We start from the raw sequence: 17,577 nt of genomic DNA, 5'->3' as shown, positions 1-17,577 counted from the left end.
CCGTAACTTACGCATCTCTCATGCCGGACACCACTCAATTGACGACGCGCGTCAATCGTCGGAGGTCGATTAGGCTCGTACGCATGGCCGACGCACCGTACAAGCTGATCCTCCTCCGCCACGGCGAGAGCGAGTGGAACGAGAAGAACCTGTTCACCGGATGGGTGGACGTGAACCTCACCGCGAAGGGCGAGAAGGAGGCGACGCGCGGCGGCGAGCTGCTCAAGGACGCCGGCCTGCTGCCCGACGTGCTGCACACCTCCCTCCAGAAGCGCGCCATCCGCACGGCGCAGCTCGCCCTCGAGTCGGCGGACCGCCACTGGATCCCGGTGAACCGCTCCTGGCGCCTGAACGAGCGCCACTACGGTGCCCTCCAGGGCAAGGACAAGGCGCAGACGCTCGCCGAGTTCGGCGAGGAGCAGTTCATGCTGTGGCGCCGCTCGTACGACACCCCGCCGCCGCCGCTGTCGGACGACAGCGAGTACTCGCAGGCGCACGACGCCCGTTACCAGACGATCCCGCCGGAGCTCCGCCCGCGCACGGAGTGCCTGAAGGACGTCGTCGAGCGGATGCTCCCGTACTGGTACGACAACATCGTCCCGGACCTCCTCACCGGCCGCACGGTCCTGGTCGCCGCCCACGGCAACAGCCTCCGTGCCCTGGTCAAGCACCTGGACGGCGTCTCGGACGCCGACATCGCGGGCCTCAACATCCCGACCGGCATCCCCCTCGTCTACGAGCTCGACGAGAACTTCAAGCCCCTCAACCCGGGCGGCACGTACCTCGACCCGGAGGCGGCGGCCGCGGCGATCGAGGCCGTGAAGAACCAGGGCAAGAAGAAGTAGCCCGCGTGGTCGGCCCCCTGCCCGCGGATTCTCCGCCGGCCGGGGGCCGATGCGTTCCGCGGGCCGTCCACGGCCCGTCGGCGCGGTGGGGCCGCTCGGCCCCCGTATCTCAGAGGGACACGAGGGGTACGAAGGCCACGCAGGCTGTTCCGCCGGTGGCGGAACACCGGCCGGACCGGGCTCGACGCTCACTACAGTCCCGCCCCATGACGACGATCACGACGCGTACGGTCGCGTATCCGGCGGACGGTCTGACGATGATCGGGCACCTCGCGCTCCCGGCCGGTGCCGGCCGGAGGCCCGCGGTGCTGCTCGGACCGGAGGGCATGGGACTCAGCGACGTCGAGCGCCGCCGGGCCGACGCCCTCGCCGGGCTGGGATACGTGGTGCTGGCCTTCGACCTTCACGGCGGGCGCTATCTGGGCGACCCCGAGGAGATGCTGGCCCGCTGCCTGCCGCTGCTCGCCGACCCCGACCGGATGCGGGGCATCGGCCATGCGGCACTCGACGTGTTGCGCGCCGAACCGCGGACCGACCCCGACCGGATCGCCGCCGTCGGCTACGGCACCGGGGGCGCCGTCGGGCTGGAACTCGGGCGCGACGGCGTCGACCTGCGCGCGATCGGCACGGTCAACGCGACCACCACGGGCCGTCCGGGCGAGGCGTCGCGCATCCGCTGCCCGGTGTGGGCCGGGGTCGGGTCGGAGGACCCGATCATGCCGCCCGCGCAACGGGAGGCGTTCACCGCCGAGATGCGGGCCGCGGGCGTCGACTGGCGCCTCACGGTCTACGGCGGCGCCCTGCACGCCTTCCACCACCCGCCGGTCGACCACCCCACGGTCCCCGGCGTCGGCCACCACCCCCAGCACGCGCGGCGAGCCTGGCGCGACGTCGTCGACCTGCTCGCCGAGTGCCTGCCGGTGACGGAGGATCCGGGGGCGTGACCCGGGCACCCGGCCGCGCTCCGCTCCGCCGTGGCCCCGCGGGGCGACGAAAATCCGGTTGCCGTTCCGTCCCGGCGGCCGGCCATACTCCCGCATGAGCAGATTCGCCGAAGTCATCGTGCTGGCGCGCCACGCGGAAGAGGTCATGGAGCCGCTGACCCGGCAGGACGACAGCCGGAAATGGTCGGGATGTTTCACCGACATCGGGCACGGCATGTTCGGCGGCTGGGCCATCGAGTTCGTGCGACGGTCCCGGTGGATCGGACTGCTGGAGCACCTCGAATCCTTGCCCTGGCCGTCACCGCACTCGGTGCAGGTGCTGGTCCACGACGAGGAGGACGAGTGCTTCGGCCTGTGGATGATCCACGACGGCCGACTCGTCGAGGTGCCTCTGCCGCGCACCCGCCGGGCCTTCTGGCCGAACCACTACACGGGCGAGGTCGATCCGGACGCCCCGGGCATCCTCATCCGCACGGACGGCCCCGGCGGATGGCCCGACGGAGGCTGGGCGGCACCGCGACGAGACACCCGTGGCGACCGGTCGAGCGGTGAGTACCTCACCGAGTGACGACGCCGACGGGCGGCGGCGGACGGGCGCGAACGCCTGCGCACGTGGTGTCCGCCGGCTCGTCACCCGGCGCCGACTCGGCTCACCGCGTCAGCCGTTGGTGGGCCAGGAGGACCTCGACGGAGATCGCCACCGCCAGCACGACGTACACGCCGGACGCCGCGTAGTTCAGTACGGCCGTCGCCTTCGTCGAACCGGTGAGCCGCGCGTGGAAGAAGCCCGACAGCACCCCGGCGCATCCGTAGAGAACCACTTCCATCAGGACGTTGACCGCGCCGAGGACGGCCATCTGCAGCTCGGGGTCCTCCGCGCTCCCGATGAACTGCGGGAGCACGGCGAGGTAGAAGAGGATCACCTTGGGGTTGGTCAGGCTGACCAGTACTCCTCGCAGGTACCACCTGCCCGGCACGATGTCGCCCCGCCCGCCGATCGCGCGACGTGCGCTTCGCACGGTCGCGTACGCCAGCCACAGCAGATATGCCGCTCCCAGTATCCTCACCGCGTCGAGGACCGCCGGATGCGAACGGGCTATCTCTCCCATGCCGGCGACGACGAGGGCGGCGTAGAAACCCATGCCCGTTCCGATGCCGAGGATCGCTTTCACGGCGGATCGGCGACCGCCTTCGAGACCCACCGCGATCATGTAGGCCATATCGGGTCCCGGCGGGGCGAGAAAGAGCAGGATCACCGCGATGTAGCTCGGCAGTACCGCTAAATCCATCATCTTCGTTCTCTTCCGGCTTCGGCGTGGCGTGCCAGGATCCCTCGGTGTCGACAGTGACCGTCCCACGCAGATCTGCTCCGGTCGATGACTGTCGTCACGCTGCTGAGCTGCGACTTTCCGTGAGATCCGTAAGGTGGCACGGAACCACCCAGGGCGGTTCTTCAGCCTTGTACCCTGACAGAGACCGTCTAAGGTGGTTCCATGGTCACTGTTCGCCTTCCTGAATTCCGCCTGGGAAAAATACTGGCGACCAGCTTCACGGGAACCCTGTCGGAGCGCTGCGGTGAAAAGCTGGAGCGCATTCCCGTGCCCTCTCGGCTCGTGGACTGGCTGGACGTCAACGGGCTCGCGGTCGATTCCTGCACGCAGTCCCAGCTCGACCGGGCCCGAGAGCTGAGGGAATCGATTCACGCTGCCGCCACCGCAGCCGCGCATCAGAAGCCGCTTCCCTCCCCGGCCGTCCAGGTCATCAATGAGTGCAGTGCCCGAGGCCTGGCCTCGGCGGTCCTGACGCCCGAGGGCGAGCGGAGATGGCGGCTGGGCTCTTCTTCCGTGGAGGACGCGCTCAGCGTGATCGCCGCCGACGCGATCGGCATCCTCGCGGGGGAGCGGGCGGGGAAGATCTCCCTGTGCGCATCGCCCACGTGCCGCGCCGCCTTCTTCGACGCGAGTCGCGGCAGTACGCGGAGATGGTGCGACATGAACACGTGCGGGAACCGCGAGAAGAAGGCGCGCTTCCTCGCCGGCAAGCGCCGGGAAACGGGCCTCGCCGACTGACCGCTTTCGGGTGTTCGGCAGTGCTGCCCGTACGTCCCCGCCCGGCGCCGCCGGTCATCTCGTCGACGGAAAGCCTGATTCCGGTCAGCCGGTCAGCCGGTCAGCCGGTCGATCTGATCAGGTGGTCAGGCGGTCAGGCGGTCGGGCGGTCAACCTGGTCGGGCGGTCAACCTGGTCAGCCGGGCGAGGCGAGCGAGGTCGGTCCGGCATCGCCAGGACCGTCGGCGACGCCGAAGTGGTGGGAGACCTCGTCGAGCGTGAAGCGGGCGCGGAGCTTGCAGGCGGAGTTCTGGTTGGCGAAGAAGCCCGGACGCCACAGCGCCCGCTCGCGGGGCACGGCGCGTTCCCACGTGACCGGGACGACCCACTCGCGCCGGTCCTCCCCGTCCTGCGGCGCGTCCGGCCCGGCCGGACGGTACGCGCCCGTCAAGGGCAGCTCGGCCATGCGGCGATCCTCGCCGTCCACGTTGAGGAGGGCGTCCTCGAAGGGCTGCGCCTCGCCCGACACCGTGCCGACCCCCACGTACCCGACCTTCGGGATGTGGGTGAACACGCGCGCGCCGACCGGCAGGGAGCGGAGCGTGCGGGAGAACCACTCCCCGCCGCCGGCCGACACGAAGCCGTAGCGGCGCGCGTCGTCCCAGTTCCGGCCCTCGCGCTCGTCGCCGAACGAGACGTACCAGTCCGTCCCGTTCCAGGGTTCCTGCTTTCCGCGCGCCTTCGCCCCCGCCGACGGCGCCGTCGCCTCCGCGTCGTCGATCAGCCAGGTGCGCGCCAGGTAGGAGCGCCCCTCGTCCTCGAAGTACCGGAAGAAGAGGACGTTGACCGGCACCTGGAACCCCGAGGCCAGGTAGCCGACGATCCGCTCCGTCGCCGCGTCGACCTCGCTCGCGACGATCGTCAGGGAGTGGGTGGAGTTCAGGGCCTCCGGCGGGCTGCCGCCGAACCGCAGCGCGAAGGCCTCGTCCAGCTCCTCCGGCAGATGACAGGAGGTAGGTCTCGCCGAGTGCGTCATCTCGGCAGGGGCGTATTCCGGTGTACGCGCGAGCACGTAAATCGCACGACGGATCCGTACGCCCCCGCTAGCGTCCGGATCATGAGCAGCACCCCCAGCACCCCCAGCACGTCACTCCGCCTGGAGCAGGTCACCCCCGCCACCGTCGACGCCGCCCTCGACCTCCGCGTCCACCCCCACCAGGAGCGGAACGTCGCGCCCGTCGTGCGGTCCCTCGCCGAGGCCTACGTCTTCGGCGAGGCCGCCTGGCCCCGGCTGATCCTTGACGGGGAGCGGCTCGTCGGGTTCCTCATGGCCTTCCTCGACCTCCCGTGGAGCGAGGATGCCCCCGGTGACCGGCGCAGCGGCCTCTGGCGGCTCAACATCTCCGCCGACGCGCAGGGCAAGGGGTGCGGGCGCTTCGCCGTCCTCTCCGTCGCCGACGAACTGCGGCGGCGCGGTGTGCGGCGGATGTACGTGACCTGGCGGCCCGGCGACGACGGGCCCGGCGCGTTCTACCGCCGGCTCGGGTTCCGCACCACCGGGGAGACGAGCGGAGAGCAGGTTGTCGGCGTGCTCGACCTGGACTGAAAGCCTCCGCTGAAAGCCCGTACTGAAAGAGAGGAAGGGGTGCGGATCGCCGCACCCCTTCCCGCGCACGCGTACGTTCCCGTCCGCGTCAGCCCGAGCAGCCCCCGCACTGGCACGGCCCGCCCGACTGGCAGCCGCAGCCGCAGCCCGAGCCGCAGCCGCAGGCGCCGAGGACGGGCAACAGGACCGCCTCGCGCGGCGGCTCCGTCCCGGAGTCGGTCGTCATCGGGGAATCGGCCATGGGGTCCCTCCCTTTCGAGGCGCGGATCGCCTCCCCCCATTGCATGCCCACCCGCACCGGCGCATCAACGGCGCACCGGAGCCCGCACGTCCGTGCGCCCCCCGAACAGCACCCGGCCGCCCCCTGACCCCCCCGAACCGCCCCGACGAGGGGCTACGCCCCCTCCACCGGCGCGTCCGCCGCCTGGAGATCGTCCGCGTGCTCGCCCGTCACCAGGTACACCACCCGCTTCGCCACCGACACCGCGTGGTCCGCGAACCGCTCGTAGTACCGGCCGAGCAGCGTCACGTCCACGGCCGTCTCGATGCCGTGCTTCCACCGGTCGTCCATCAGGTGCCGGAACAGCGTCCGGTGCAGCAGGTCCATCTCGTCGTCGTCCTGCTCCAGCTGGAGCGCCAGGTCGACGTCCTTCGTGATGATGACCTCCGCCGCCTTCGCCATCAGGCGCTGCGCGAGCTGCCCCATCTCCAGGATGGTCGCGTGCAGGTCCCGCGGCACCGCCGACTCCGGGAACCGCAGCCGCGCCAGCTTCGCGACGTGCTGCGCCAGGTCGCCCGAGCGCTCCAGGTCGGCGCTCATCCGCAGCGAGGTCACCACGATCCGCAGGTCCGTCGCCACCGGCTGCTGGCGGGCGAGCAGCGCTATCGCCCGCGCCTCCAGGTCGTGCTGGAGGTCGTCGACCTTCTGGTCCGCCGCGATCACGCTCTCCGCGAGCTTCAGGTCCGCGTCGAGCATCGCCGTCGTGGCGCGCCCGATCGCCGACCCGACGAGCCGGGCCATCTCGACCAGGCTCTCTCCGATCGAGTCCAGTTCCTCGTGGTACGCGTCCCGCATGGATGTCCCTCTCTACGCAAAGCTGCAAAGCTCCGGAGGCTCTGGGGGCTCCGGAGGCCCCGGGGTACGGGTGGGGTCCGAACCCCACGCTCCCACGTTCGGCCCCCTACGCGTCCGGCTCCACCCCCTCGTGTGAACCGCCCCCGTCCCCCAGGTGAACTCTGGGCGACGCACGCCACCGCGCCCGCCGGGACAAGTGAACCGACCGGGTCTCCACGGTGAACTCTGGGCGACGACTGTTCGAGCAGCCACTCGGACGGCTGGGAGAGTGTCCGGCAGCCCGCATAACCTGGGGGCATGGACGTGAACGCGGCGGTCGCCGCATTGGCAGCGATCGCCGGCGTGTGCACCGGCGTGATCGCCATGCTGGCGTTCCGCTGGAGCGAACGCGACCAGACGCGACCCACCCGTACCTCGCTGCACACCGACGCCGTGCTCCCGCCCGGCGTCGACACCGTGCTGTCCGTACTGCGCTCCTCCGCGGTCGTCCTCGACGAGAGCGACTCCGTGGTGAAGGCCAGCTCGGCGGCGTACGCGCTCGGTCTGGTCCGCGGCGGCAAGCTGGCCGTCGAGCCCATGCTCAACATGGCCCGCGACACCCGTCGCGACGGAGAGATACGGCAGGTCGAACTGGACCTGCCCCGGCGCGGCACCGGACGCGGCGAGGCCCTCGCCGTCTCCGCCCGGGTCGCCCCGCTGGGCTCCCGGCTCGTACTGCTCCTGGTCGAGGACCTCACCGAGGCCCGGCGCATCGAGGCGGTGCGAAGGGACTTCGTCGCCAACGTCAGCCATGAGCTGAAGACGCCCACGGGCGCGCTCTCCCTGCTCTCCGAGGCGGTCATGGACGCCTCGGACGACCCCGAGGCGGTCACCCGCTTCGCCGGCCGGATGCAGATCGAGGCGACCCGCCTCACCAACCTCGTACAGGAGCTGATCGACCTCTCCCGCGTGCAGAACGACGACCCGCTGGAGGACTCCGAGCCGGTGTCCGTGGACGAGCTGGTCGCCGAGGCGATCGACCGCTCCCGGCACACCGCCACCACCAAGCAGATCACGATGGCCTCCGGGGGCTCGGCCGGACTGCACGTCTGGGGCAGCCGCGGCCAGCTCGCCGCCGCCCTCGGCAACCTCGTCGAGAACGCCGTCAACTACTCACCGGCCCACACCCGCGTCGGCATCGCGGCCCGCAAGATCGCCGCGCCCGGCGGCGACCTCATCGAGATAGCCGTCACCGACCAGGGCGTCGGCATCCCCGACAAGGACAAGGAGCGCGTCTTCGAGCGCTTCTACCGCGTCGACCCCGCCCGCTCCCGTGCCACCGGCGGCACGGGCCTGGGCCTCGCCATCGTGAAGCACGTGGCCGCCTCGCACGGCGGGGAGGTCACCGTCTGGAGCACCGAGGGTCAGGGCTCCACCTTCACCCTGCGGCTGCCCGAGGCGGGCGCCGCACGGGACCGCCGGCCCGCCTCCCCCACCCCCGATCTCATGACCGAACCGCTTCCCGCCCCGGAGGTCCTTCCGTGACCCGAGTGCTCGTCGTCGAGGATGAGGAATCCTTCAGCGACGCCCTGTCGTACATGCTCCGCAAGGAAGGCTTCGAGGTCGCCGTCGCGGCGACCGGGCCCGACGGCCTCGACGAGTTCGAGCGCAACGGAGCCGACCTCGTCCTCCTCGACCTGATGCTTCCGGGCCTTCCCGGTACCGAGGTGTGCCGCCAGCTGCGCGGCCGCTCGAACGTCCCGGTGATCATGGTGACCGCCAAGGACAGCGAGATCGACAAGGTCGTCGGCCTGGAGATAGGGGCCGACGACTACGTGACCAAGCCCTTCTCCTCGCGGGAGCTGGTCGCCCGCATCCGCGCGGTCCTGCGCCGCCGCGGCGAGCCGGAGGAGGTCACCCCGGCGGCCCTGGAGGCCGGCCCGGTCCGCATGGACGTCGACCGGCACGTGGTGACGGTCTCCGGCGGCAAGGTCGACCTGCCCCTGAAGGAGTTCGACCTGCTGGAGATGCTGCTGCGCAACGCGGGCCGCGTGCTGACCCGCATGCAGCTCATCGACCGGGTGTGGGGCGCGGACTACGTCGGCGACACCAAGACCCTCGACGTCCACGTCAAGCGCCTGCGCGCCAAGATCGAACCGGACCCGGGCGCCCCGCGCTACCTGGTGACGGTCCGGGGCCTGGGCTACAAGTTCGAGCCGTAGAGCGGGCGGCCCGTCGAGGCCGGACGGAGTCCGGCGCGGCGTTCCGAAGCCTGTGAGGCCCCTGGGCCGAGCAGTGCGAGGAGCGCACGCGGGACGGTGCTCGAACCGGACCCGGGCGCCCCGCGCCACCTGGTGACGGTCCGGGGCCCGGGTTACAAGTTCGAGCCGTAGAGGCCCGCCGTACGGATACGTGAGAGGGGCGCCCCCACCAGGGGGCGCCCCTCTCACGTACGTACGGGGGTCAGTGACCGGCCTCGTGGCTCGCCTCGCCCGACGGCGTCGCGGAGCCCTCGGCGCCGTGCTCGGCGCCCTCCCCGCCGTGCTCCGAGCCGTGGCCGGCCTCGCCCGACGGGGACGCCGAGGCGGTCGGCGTGGCGCCCGGGGGAGCGGGGACGACCTCCGGGCCGAACTCCTTGAAGTAGCTGTCCGCGGGGACGACGAAGGCCTTCAGGGCCACCTCGCCGGTCCGGCTCAGCTTGAAGACGACCTTCTGCGCGTCGCCGAGGCGGGCGGACTCGGTGCCGTTCTCGATCATGGCGGTGGCGTTGCCCGCGCCGCCGATGACGACGGAGCCGTTGGCCGGGACGGTGATCGCGCCGGAGCCGCCGGCCGACGTCAGCTTCACGGTGGCGCTCGAACCCGGCAGGGTGATGGCGTCGAGGGTCTGCGGCTGGGAGCCGTTGTTGAAGACCGTGGCCGAGACGGCCGCCGGGCCCTTGACGCCGATCTCGGGCTGGGTGATGACCAGGGCGTTCTGGATCTTGACGTCGTCCACCGTGATGGCGGCGTTGTCGGGCCGGACGCCGAGCGTCTGTGCGTCGTTGCCCGCCCCACAGGCGGACAGCGCGGCGACGGAGAACACGAGGGCGGTGGCGGCGAGGGCGCCGCGTCGAAGGCTGCGGCTCACGGCGGCGGCATCTCCTAGGACGTACGGACGGGTTTGGGTGTCAAAGCCAACTAAAGGCGTGTCAGCGCGCTTAGGTTACCGAGCCGCACTCTCCGTCCCGCACCCGACCCGCCCCTAGGGGGTGTCCGGCGGATCACGGCCGGGTCCGCGGCATCCGGCGCGGCACCCCGCCGCGTGGCCGGATCACAACGCATTGACCTGTTGTTCACATAACCGCCTTGATCAATTCGAGGGTCCCCCGCATTCCCCGGAGCCGCCCCTCCGGGAAATCCCGGACCGATCTCGGACGATCTCGGCCGCTCTCGGCTGATCAATTCCGGGAATCACCCCGGGATGCATCCGTACGGGTGACCGATCCTCGAACGGAGCACGTGAAGAAGGCCACTCCGAACCCGACAAAACGGGACATCAACCCCTCGCCACGGAGGCTCGGGTAGGTGTAACGTGCGCGTTTCTCTCCGTCCGCACAGCCGCTCCGACCTGCGAATACCCCCTTCCGGAAGCCCTCCGCAGCACGTCCGCGTCGCTGTTGTCAAGCCCCGAGATATGCCCTGACCTGCGAAAACGCCATTCAGAAGAAGCCGTATCCGTGTTACTCTGGATAGCCACGGAAGGGGTACCTGTCACATGACGTTCAAGGTTGGCGACACCGTGGTCTATCCCCATCACGGGGCCGCGCTGATCGAGGCCATCGAAACTCGCCAGATCAAAGGCGTGGACAAGACCTACTTGGTGCTCAAGGTCGCGCAGGGTGACCTGACGGTCCGCGTGCCGGCGGACAACGCGGAGTTCGTCGGGGTCCGCGACGTGGTCGGGCAGGACGGGCTGGACCGGGTCTTCGAGGTGCTGCGCGCGCCGTACGCCGAGGAGCCGACGAACTGGTCCCGTCGCTACAAGGCAAACCTCGAGAAGCTCGCCTCCGGCGACGTCATCAAGGTCGCCGAAGTGGTGCGCGACCTGTGGCGGCGCGAGCGCGAGCGGGGTCTCTCCGCAGGTGAGAAGCGCATGCTCGCCAAGGCGCGGCAGATCCTGGTCAGCGAGCTGGCCCTCGCGGAGAACACGAACGAGGACAAGGCCGAGGCTCTCCTCGACGAGGTCCTCGCGTCCTGAGCGTGATCCGGCCACACCGGACCGCGTTCTTCAAGTGAAGCGATGCCGCGGTGCCCGCTGGCGCGCTGTGATCCACACAGCGCTGTCGCCGGGCGCTGCGGCATGTTCGCGTACCCACGTACCCACGTACTTCTACTTCTCGGGCGCGGCTCCCCCGGCTTCTCCGCACGGACCCACCCGCACGGACTCATCCGCGCGGAATGGAGCCCGACGCGCCGGGAATCCCCGCCCCGTCCGAACCCCCTGTGCTGGGCGGCAACGCCTCGACCGTCGTCACGGAAAGGGCCCGGTCAAGGCGGAGCGTCCGGCACGGTGAGTGCCATACCCATGTCGGCCGCGGAAACAAACCTGCCGGAGTGCAACCGATGTCAGACGAAGCGCGTCCTAGCCGTACCGCCGTCGTGATCCCGGCGGCCGGACGGGGCGTACGCCTCGGCCCGGGCGCCCCCAAGGCGCTGCGCGCGCTGAACGGCACCCCCATGCTCGTCCACGCCGTCCGCGCGATGGCCGCCTCCCGCGCGGTCTCGCTCGTCGTGGTGGTCGCGCCCCCCGACGGCGCCGCCGAGGTCAAGAACCTCCTCGACGCCCACGCCCTCCCCGAGCGCACCGACTACCTGGTCGTGCCCGGCGGCGAGACCCGCCAGGAGTCCGTGCGCCTCGGCCTCGAAGCGCTCCCCGAGGGCATCACCGCCGTCCTCGTCCACGACGCGGCCCGCCCGCTCGTCCCCGTCGACACCGTGGACGCCGTCGTCGAGGCCGTACGGGACGGGGCCGTCGCCGTCGTCCCCGCGCTGCCCGTGGCCGACACCGTCAAGGAGGTCGAGCCGGCGGAGAAGCCCGGCGACCCCGAGCAGGTCGTCGCCACCCCGGTCCGCGCCCGCCTCCGCGCGGTCCAGACCCCGCAGGGCTTCGACCGCGACACCCTGGTCGACGCCCACGCCACCGTCGCCCTCACCGGAGAGGGCGCCACCGACGACGCCGGCATGGTCGAGATGCTCGGCGCGCCCGTCGTCGTCGTGCCCGGCCACGAAGAGGCCTTCAAGGTGACCCGCCCCCTCGACCTCGTCCTCGCCGAGGCCGTACTCGCCCGCAGGAGGGCCAACGATGGCTTCTGAGCCGACGAACCTTCCCCGCACCGGCATCGGCACCGACGTCCACGCCTTCGAGAAGGGCCGCGAACTCTGGTGCGCGGGCCTCCTCTGGGAGGGCGAGGAGTACGGACTCGCCGGGCACTCCGACGGCGACGTCGCCGCCCACGCCGCCTGCGACGCGCTCTTCTCCGCCGCCGGCATCGGCGACCTCGGCGCCCACTTCGGCACCTCGCGCCCCGAGTGGTCCGGCGCCTCCGGCGCCACCCTGCTCGCCGAGGCCGCCCGGATCGTCCGCGCCGAGGGGTACGAGATCGGGAACATCGCCGTGCAGGTCGTCGGCGTCCGCCCCAAGGTCGGCAAGCGGCGCGACGAGGCGCAGAAGGCGCTGAGCGAGGCAGCCGGAGCGCCCGTCTCCGTCTCCGGCACCACCACGGACGGCCTCGGCCTCACCGGCCGCGCCGAGGGCCTCGCCGCCCTGGCGACCGCCCTCGTCTACCCCGTACAGCAGTAGGGGCGACGAAAAACGTGCCCCGTGGCCGGGAATAGGTCGCGGGGCACCACCACACGCCCACTACCCTGGAGGGGTGACTATTCGCCTGTACGACACCAGCGCCCGGCAGATCCGTGACTTCGCCCCGCTCACACCGGGCTGTGTCTCGATCTACCTCTGTGGCGCCACCGTCCAGGCGGCCCCGCACATCGGCCACATCCGGTCGGGGCTGAACTTCGACATCATGCGCCGCTGGTTCGAGTACCGCGGCTACGACGTCACGTTCGTGCGCAACGTCACCGACATCGACGACAAGATCATCGCGAAGGCGGCGGACCAGGGCCGTCCCTGGTGGTCCATCGGATACGAGAACGAGCGCGCGTTCAACGCCGGTTACGACGCGCTCGGCTGCCTGCCGCCCACCTACGAGCCGCGCGCCACCGGGCACGTCCCCGAGATGATCGAGATGATGCGCGGACTCATCGAGCGCGGCCACGCCTACGAGGCGGACGGCAGCGTCTACTTCGACGTGCGCTCCTTCCCGGGCTACCTGGAGCTGTCCAACCAGGACATCGACGACCTGCGCCAGCCCGACGAGGGCGTCTCCGGCAAGCGCGACCCGCGCGACTTCGCCATGTGGAAGGCGACCAAGCCGGGCGAGCCCGACTGGGAGACCCCGTGGGGCCGCGGCCGTCCCGGCTGGCACCTGGAGTGCTCGGCGATGGCCCACAAGTACCTGGGCTCCGCCTTCGACATCCACGGCGGCGGCCTCGACCTGATCTTCCCGCACCACGAGAACGAGATCGCCCAGGCCAAGGCCTTCGGCGACGCGTTCGCCCAGTACTGGGTGCACAACGCCTGGGTCACCATGAGCGGCGAGAAGATGTCGAAGTCGCTCGGCAACAGCGTGCTGGTGTCCGAGATGGTGAAGAACTGGCGGCCCATCGTCCTCCGCTACTACCTGGGCACCCCGCACTACCGCTCGATGATCGAGTACAGCGAGGAGTCCCTGCGCGAGGCCGAGTCGGCGTTCGCCCGCATCGAGGGCTTCGTCCAGCGCGCCACCGAGAAGGCCGGGTCGCCCGTCGCCCCCGCCGCCGAGGTGCCGCCGGCCTTCGCCGAGGCCATGGACGACGACCTGGGCGTGCCCCACGCGCTCGCGATCATCCACACCACCGTCCGCCAGGGCAACAGCGCCCTCGCCGCGGACGACAAGGACGAAGCCATCGCCCGCCTCGCCGAGGTCCGTGCCATGCTCGGCGTCCTCGGCCTGGACCCCCTCGACCCGCACTGGGCCGAGGAGTCCGGCGGCGGCGAGGAGCTCCACGGCGTCGTCGACACCCTCGTACGGCTCGTGCTCCAGCAGCGCGAGTCGGCGCGCGAGCGGAAGGACTGGGCGACCGCGGACGCGATCCGCGACCAGCTCAACCAGTCCGGCCTCGCCATCGAGGACAGCCCCGACGGCCCCCGCTGGACGCTGGGCAACCGTTAGAAGACGTGCCGCTCGGACCTCCGGGCGGCACACTTCAGTTACAGACTTCGTACGTCAGCAGAGGAAACAGGTAGTCATGGCCGGGAACAGCCAGCGCAGGAACCGCCGCACGTCGAACAAGAAGGGTGCGACGGTCGGCAGCGGTGGCCAGCGGCGCAAGGGCCTCGAAGGCAAGGGCCCGACGCCCAGGGCCGAGGACCGCAAGGGCCACAAGGCGTTCCGCGTCTCCAACGCGATGGCCCGGCAGGCGGCCAAGCGCAAGCCCGTCGCCCGCCGCGGCGGCAAGGGCCAGTCCGAGATGGTCGTCGGCCGCAACCCGGTCTTCGAGGCCCTGCGCGACGGCGTGCCCGCCACGACCCTGTACGTCCAGCAGTTCATCGACAACGACGAGCGCGTGCGCGAGGCCCTGAACCTCGCCACCGGCCGCGGCAACATCCACATCATGGAGGCGCCGCGCCCCGAGCTGGACCGGATGACGAACGGCCTGAACCACCAGGGCCTCGTCCTCCAGGTCCCGCCGTACGAGTACGCGCACCCCGAGGACCTGGCCGCCGCCGCGTTCGACGACCACGACGACCCGCTGATCGTCGCCCTCGACGGCGTCACCGACCCGCGCAACCTCGGCGCCGTCGTCCGCTCCGTCTCCGCCTTCGGCGGCCACGGCGTCGTCGTCCCCGAGCGGCGCGCGGCCGGCATGACCGCCGGCGCCTGGAAGACCTCGGCCGGCACCGCCGCCCGCACCCCGGTCGCCCGCGCCACCAACCTGACCCGCTGTCTGGAGCAGTACCAGAAGGCCGGTCTCACGGTCGTCGGCCTGTCCGCCGACGGGGACACCGAGGTCCACGAGCTGGAGGCGCTGTCCGGTCCGGTCGTCATCGTGGTCGGCTCCGAGGGCAAGGGCCTGTCCCGGCTCGTCGGCGAGACCTGCGACTTCCTCGTCCGCATCCCGATGCCGGGCGGCGCCGAGTCGCTCAACGCCGGTGTCGCCGCCGGTGTCGTGCTGTACGAGGCGGCCCGCCGCCGCAGGGGCTGACACCGGCCCCGCACCCCCGGCCCCGGCCGCGGCGTTGATCTTGACGGGTCTCGGACATTTGCGAGCCGTCAAGGCAGTGTCCTAAACCCGGATCACTCGGTTAGATGAGCGTGGACACCAGAACGCCCCGGCCGGGGTTCGACGATCAGCCCCCGCTGAGCATGGTCAAGGTGGATTCCGATCCCGCCCAGGTGATCGTGAACCACGCCAGCTTCCGTGTGCGGCTCGCGCCGGCCCCGCAGCCGAGGTTCGCGCCCGGCGCCCGCACCGCGGCCCTGTCCGGTGCCGGAGTCGCGGCCGGGGCCGCGGCCCGGGCGGCCGGCGGCCCGCGCCGGCGCCCCGTCGTGTGGACCGGGAAGTCGTCGCCGGGCGCGACCGGCCTCCTCCAGGCCGTGCGCGAGTCCTCCGTCGCCACGCTCGAACCGGTCGGCGGTCACGGCGGCCAGGACACCGGCGCCACGCAGGCGATCCCGCGCGTCGGCGACACCATGCCCACCCCCGTGGTGCCCGCCGGGCCGCTGCTGCCCCCGATGCGGCGCGCCGAGGGCGCCTACGACGACCTGTACGAGCCGCGGCCCGAACCGGAGGAGCCGTACGGCGCCGAGGAGGAGCGGCCGGGCCGGGCCGGCCGGCGCGGCGGGCAGGACTCCGTCCGGCACGCCTACTACCCCGGCCGCCGGATGAACCTCGGCGTCGTCCTCCTCCCGCTCCGCGTCTTCCTCGGCCTCATCTCGGTCTACGCGGGCATGGGCAAGCTCTGCGACCCCGTCTACTTCGACGGCGGCGAGCGCGGCTCCATGGTGAAGTGGCTCAACTCCCTCCACCCCTGGGCCCTCGCCGAACCGCTCCGCGACTTCGCCCTCCAGCACCCCGTCGGCGCCGGACTCACCGTCGCCTTCCTCCAGGTCGTCGTCGGCGTCCTCACGATCCTCGGCCTCTGGCAGCGGGTCGCCGCCGTCGTCGGCGCCCTGCTCTCCGCCGCGCTGCTGCTCACCGTGAGCTGGAAGAGCGTCCCGGTCTACGACTCCGCCGACATCATCTACCTGGCCGCCTGGTCGCCGCTGATCATCGCGGGCGCCCCCGTCTACTCGCTCGACGGCCGCCTCGCCGGGGAGGCCTGGCGGACCCTCGGCCCCCGCGCCGACCTCCTGGACCTGCGCCGCCGGGTGCTGCGCCGCGGCACCCTCCTCGCCGCCGTCGTCGTCGGCCTCACCCTCCTCGTCGGCTCCGTCCTCGGCGGCGCGGTCCGCTCCACCGAAATGGTCACCGTCCCGGGCCCCAACGACGACCCGATCAACCGTCTCCCCGGCCGTCCGCTCCAGGAGCCGCGCGGCGACGCCCCCTCCCGGCCGGCGTCCGACACGCCGAAGCCGGCCGCGACCGCCGAGAAGACGACCGAGGCCCCGGCGAAGAGCGAGCGGACCCGGGAGGCGGAGCGCACGAGCGAGCCGACCCGCGAGTCCACCCGCACCCAGGAGCAGCGCCCGACCGCCACGCAGGGCGCCGGCACCGGCTCCGGCGGCCGTACGCCCACCCGGTCGAACCCGGAGCCCCCGCCGTCCACCAGCGACACCCCGAGCAGCACGGGCGGCACGTCGGGCGGCGGCTCCACGGGCTCGACCGGCTCGACGGGCACGCCGTCGGAGAGCGGCCCGACGTCGGGCGGCGGGGACGGCGGCGCCCGGAACCCGATCGGCGGCCTGCTGGGCTGAGACCGGGTACGTACGCGCGGCGTTCGTACGCACAGGAAAGGGCGGCCCCGCTTCGAAGCGGGACCGCCCTTTCGGCGTGCCGGGCCCGGAGCCCGGAGCCTGGGCGTCCGCGTGCCCGCGTGCCCGCGTGCCCGTGCGTCAGACCTTCTGCGCGGCGAGCTCCTTGGCGGCCTCGGTGAGGTCCTTGGCGGTGTCGATGGCCCGCCAGTACGCCCCCTGGGGCAGCGGGAAGCCGGCCAGGCGCCGCTCGCGGGCGAGGTGGGGGAAGGTGGTCCGCTCGTGGTCGCCGAGGTCGGGCAGGAACTCGGCGAAGTCGGCGGAGAAGACGTACACGCCGGCGTTGATGAGGAACGGCGACGGCGGCGCCTCGATGAAGTCGGTGATGTGCCCGAAGGTGTCGGTCTCGACGGCGCCCCACGGGATGCGGGGGCGGGCCAGGGCGAGGGTGGCGAGGGCGTCGCGCTCGGCGTGGAAGGCGGCCATCTCGCGCAGCGAGAAGCGGGTCCAGATGTCGCCGTTGGTGGCGTACCAGGGCTCGTCGGGCGAGGGGAGGCGCTGGGCGGCGTACTTGAGGCCGCCGCCGCGGCCCAGGGGCTCGCTCTCGACGACCGTGGTCACGTCGAGCGGGAGGTCGGCGGTGGCCAGCCACTCCTGGAGGACCTCGGCGAGGTGGCCGCAGGAGACGACGGCGTGGGTCACGCCCTCGGCGGCCAGCCAGGAAAGCTGATGGCCGATGATCGGGGTCCCGGTGCCCGGGATCTCGACCATCGGCTTGGGGCGGTCGTCGGTGTAGGGGCGCAGCCGCGAGCCCTGGCCGCCCGCCAGGACCACGGCCTGCGTCGGAGTGGAGTGCATACGGGGAACGATAGGCGCCCGGTGTGCGGTCTCCGCGCCACGGACTCGGCTCGCGGCGGCCCGGTGACGGGCCTCGGCCCGTGGCGCGGTGACGGGCCCGGCGGGCGGGGCGACGGGCCCGGTGCGTGCGACGACGAACGCGGCCCGTGACGCGGTGACGGGCCGGCG

At 71.9% G+C, this 17,577-nt stretch carries 19 protein-coding genes and 1 pseudogene; 14 read left to right on the top strand and 6 right to left on the bottom strand.

Going from position 1 to position 17,577, the window contains the following annotated elements:
• Positions 1 to 83: 83 nt before the first annotated feature.
• The 3 genes from ACWGSR_RS20510 to ACWGSR_RS20500 all read left to right on the top strand — a co-directional run bounded on the left by ACWGSR_RS20510 (position 84) and on the right by ACWGSR_RS20500 (position 2,357).
• Positions 84 to 845, top strand: a complete 762-nt coding sequence (locus ACWGSR_RS20510) for a phosphoglyceromutase (protein WP_376237028.1) — start codon at positions 84 to 86, stop codon at positions 843 to 845.
• Between the two features lie 206 nt (positions 846 to 1,051).
• Positions 1,052 to 1,789 (top strand): dienelactone hydrolase family protein, encoded by a 738-nt coding sequence (locus ACWGSR_RS20505; RefSeq protein WP_376242392.1) that lies wholly within the window; start codon positions 1,052 to 1,054, stop codon positions 1,787 to 1,789.
• A gap of 94 nt (positions 1,790 to 1,883) precedes the next feature.
• Positions 1,884 to 2,357: a hypothetical protein gene (locus tag ACWGSR_RS20500; RefSeq protein ID WP_453568008.1), complete on the top strand. Its 474-nt coding sequence runs from the start codon at positions 1,884 to 1,886 to the stop codon at positions 2,355 to 2,357.
• An 82-nt stretch (positions 2,358 to 2,439) separates the two neighbouring features.
• On the opposite strand, the gene ACWGSR_RS20495 is transcribed toward ACWGSR_RS20500, so the two are convergent.
• On the bottom strand, positions 2,440 to 3,081 hold the full coding sequence (locus ACWGSR_RS20495; RefSeq protein ID WP_453568006.1) for a LysE family translocator: 642 nt from the start codon (positions 3,079 to 3,081) through the stop codon (positions 2,440 to 2,442).
• Positions 3,082 to 3,282: 201 nt separating this feature from the next.
• On the opposite strand from ACWGSR_RS20495, the gene ACWGSR_RS20490 reads away from it, so the two are divergent.
• A complete protein-coding gene (locus ACWGSR_RS20490) occupies positions 3,283 to 3,858 on the top strand; it encodes a CGNR zinc finger domain-containing protein (RefSeq protein WP_453568004.1) in 576 nt (191 codons plus the stop codon).
• Positions 3,859 to 4,033: 175 nt separating this feature from the next.
• Here ACWGSR_RS20490 and ACWGSR_RS20485 read toward each other — a convergent pair whose 3' ends face one another.
• The gene (locus ACWGSR_RS20485; RefSeq protein WP_453568003.1) at positions 4,034 to 4,873 is read right to left on the bottom strand and encodes a hypothetical protein; all 840 of its coding nucleotides are present in this window, start codon (positions 4,871 to 4,873) and stop codon (positions 4,034 to 4,036) included.
• A gap of 81 nt (positions 4,874 to 4,954) precedes the next feature.
• Between ACWGSR_RS20485 and ACWGSR_RS20480 the strand changes: the two genes are divergently transcribed.
• Complete coding sequence (locus tag ACWGSR_RS20480; protein WP_453568001.1) at positions 4,955 to 5,443, top strand: GNAT family N-acetyltransferase; 489 nt, start codon at positions 4,955 to 4,957, stop codon at positions 5,441 to 5,443.
• Between the two features lie 88 nt (positions 5,444 to 5,531).
• On the opposite strand, the gene ACWGSR_RS20475 is transcribed toward ACWGSR_RS20480, so the two are convergent.
• Positions 5,532 to 5,684, bottom strand: a complete 153-nt coding sequence (locus ACWGSR_RS20475; protein WP_366376031.1) for a hypothetical protein — start codon at positions 5,682 to 5,684, stop codon at positions 5,532 to 5,534.
• A 153-nt stretch (positions 5,685 to 5,837) separates the two neighbouring features.
• Positions 5,838 to 6,518 carry a phosphate signaling complex protein PhoU gene (gene phoU / locus ACWGSR_RS20470; protein WP_376242404.1) on the bottom strand — a complete coding sequence of 227 codons (681 nt, stop codon included), beginning with the start codon at positions 6,516 to 6,518 and terminating at the stop codon, positions 5,838 to 5,840.
• A gap of 297 nt (positions 6,519 to 6,815) precedes the next feature.
• On the opposite strand from phoU, the gene ACWGSR_RS20465 reads away from it, so the two are divergent.
• From ACWGSR_RS20465 to ACWGSR_RS20455, 3 genes and pseudogenes are all read left to right on the top strand, one after another.
• Complete coding sequence (locus ACWGSR_RS20465; RefSeq protein WP_376242406.1) at positions 6,816 to 8,042, top strand: sensor histidine kinase; 1,227 nt, start codon at positions 6,816 to 6,818, stop codon at positions 8,040 to 8,042.
• On the top strand, positions 8,039 to 8,719 hold the full coding sequence (locus ACWGSR_RS20460) for a response regulator transcription factor (protein ID WP_017242433.1): 681 nt from the start codon (positions 8,039 to 8,041) through the stop codon (positions 8,717 to 8,719). Before ACWGSR_RS20465 ends, ACWGSR_RS20460 begins: the two co-directional genes overlap by 4 nt.
• Positions 8,720 to 8,818: 99 nt before the next feature.
• Positions 8,819 to 8,890: pseudogene (locus tag ACWGSR_RS20455) on the top strand (DNA-binding response regulator); the annotation flags it as partial.
• Positions 8,891 to 8,960: 70 nt separating this feature from the next.
• On the opposite strand, the gene ACWGSR_RS20450 reads toward ACWGSR_RS20455, so the two are convergent.
• Positions 8,961 to 9,626, bottom strand: a complete 666-nt coding sequence (locus tag ACWGSR_RS20450) for a DUF461 domain-containing protein (protein ID WP_453567998.1) — start codon at positions 9,624 to 9,626, stop codon at positions 8,961 to 8,963.
• A 627-nt stretch (positions 9,627 to 10,253) separates the two neighbouring features.
• On the opposite strand from ACWGSR_RS20450, the gene ACWGSR_RS20445 reads away from it, so the two are divergent.
• The 6 genes from ACWGSR_RS20445 to ACWGSR_RS20420 all read left to right on the top strand — a co-directional run bounded on the left by ACWGSR_RS20445 (position 10,254) and on the right by ACWGSR_RS20420 (position 16,554).
• Positions 10,254 to 10,736 (top strand): CarD family transcriptional regulator, encoded by a 483-nt coding sequence (locus ACWGSR_RS20445; RefSeq protein WP_003953493.1) that lies wholly within the window; start codon positions 10,254 to 10,256, stop codon positions 10,734 to 10,736.
• A 365-nt stretch (positions 10,737 to 11,101) separates the two neighbouring features.
• Positions 11,102 to 11,851 carry a 2-C-methyl-D-erythritol 4-phosphate cytidylyltransferase gene (gene ispD / locus ACWGSR_RS20440; protein WP_453567996.1) on the top strand — a complete coding sequence of 250 codons (750 nt, stop codon included), beginning with the start codon at positions 11,102 to 11,104 and terminating at the stop codon, positions 11,849 to 11,851.
• Entirely contained in the window at positions 11,841 to 12,338 is a 498-nt protein-coding gene (gene ispF, locus ACWGSR_RS20435) for a 2-C-methyl-D-erythritol 2,4-cyclodiphosphate synthase (RefSeq protein WP_453567994.1), read from the top strand. Before ispD ends, ispF begins: the two co-directional genes overlap by 11 nt.
• A gap of 73 nt (positions 12,339 to 12,411) precedes the next feature.
• Positions 12,412 to 13,809 (top strand): cysteine--tRNA ligase, encoded by a 1,398-nt coding sequence (gene cysS / locus ACWGSR_RS20430; protein ID WP_453567992.1) that lies wholly within the window; start codon positions 12,412 to 12,414, stop codon positions 13,807 to 13,809.
• A 76-nt stretch (positions 13,810 to 13,885) separates the two neighbouring features.
• Positions 13,886 to 14,842 carry a 23S rRNA (guanosine(2251)-2'-O)-methyltransferase RlmB gene (gene rlmB / locus ACWGSR_RS20425; RefSeq protein ID WP_366376042.1) on the top strand — a complete coding sequence of 319 codons (957 nt, stop codon included), beginning with the start codon at positions 13,886 to 13,888 and terminating at the stop codon, positions 14,840 to 14,842.
• A gap of 104 nt (positions 14,843 to 14,946) precedes the next feature.
• On the top strand, positions 14,947 to 16,554 hold the full coding sequence (locus ACWGSR_RS20420) for a DoxX family membrane protein (RefSeq protein ID WP_453567990.1): 1,608 nt from the start codon (positions 14,947 to 14,949) through the stop codon (positions 16,552 to 16,554).
• A 138-nt stretch (positions 16,555 to 16,692) separates the two neighbouring features.
• Here the strand turns inward: ACWGSR_RS20420 and ACWGSR_RS20415 are convergent, their stop codons facing one another.
• Positions 16,693 to 17,409: a nucleotidyltransferase family protein gene (locus tag ACWGSR_RS20415; protein WP_376242420.1), complete on the bottom strand. Its 717-nt coding sequence runs from the start codon at positions 17,407 to 17,409 to the stop codon at positions 16,693 to 16,695.
• Positions 17,410 to 17,577: the final 168 nt, after the last annotated feature.

This window comes from Streptomyces sp. NPDC055632, from assembly GCF_053618675.1.
Note: the sequence above shows the minus strand (reverse complement) of the source record. Positions and strands in the feature narration are given on the sequence as shown.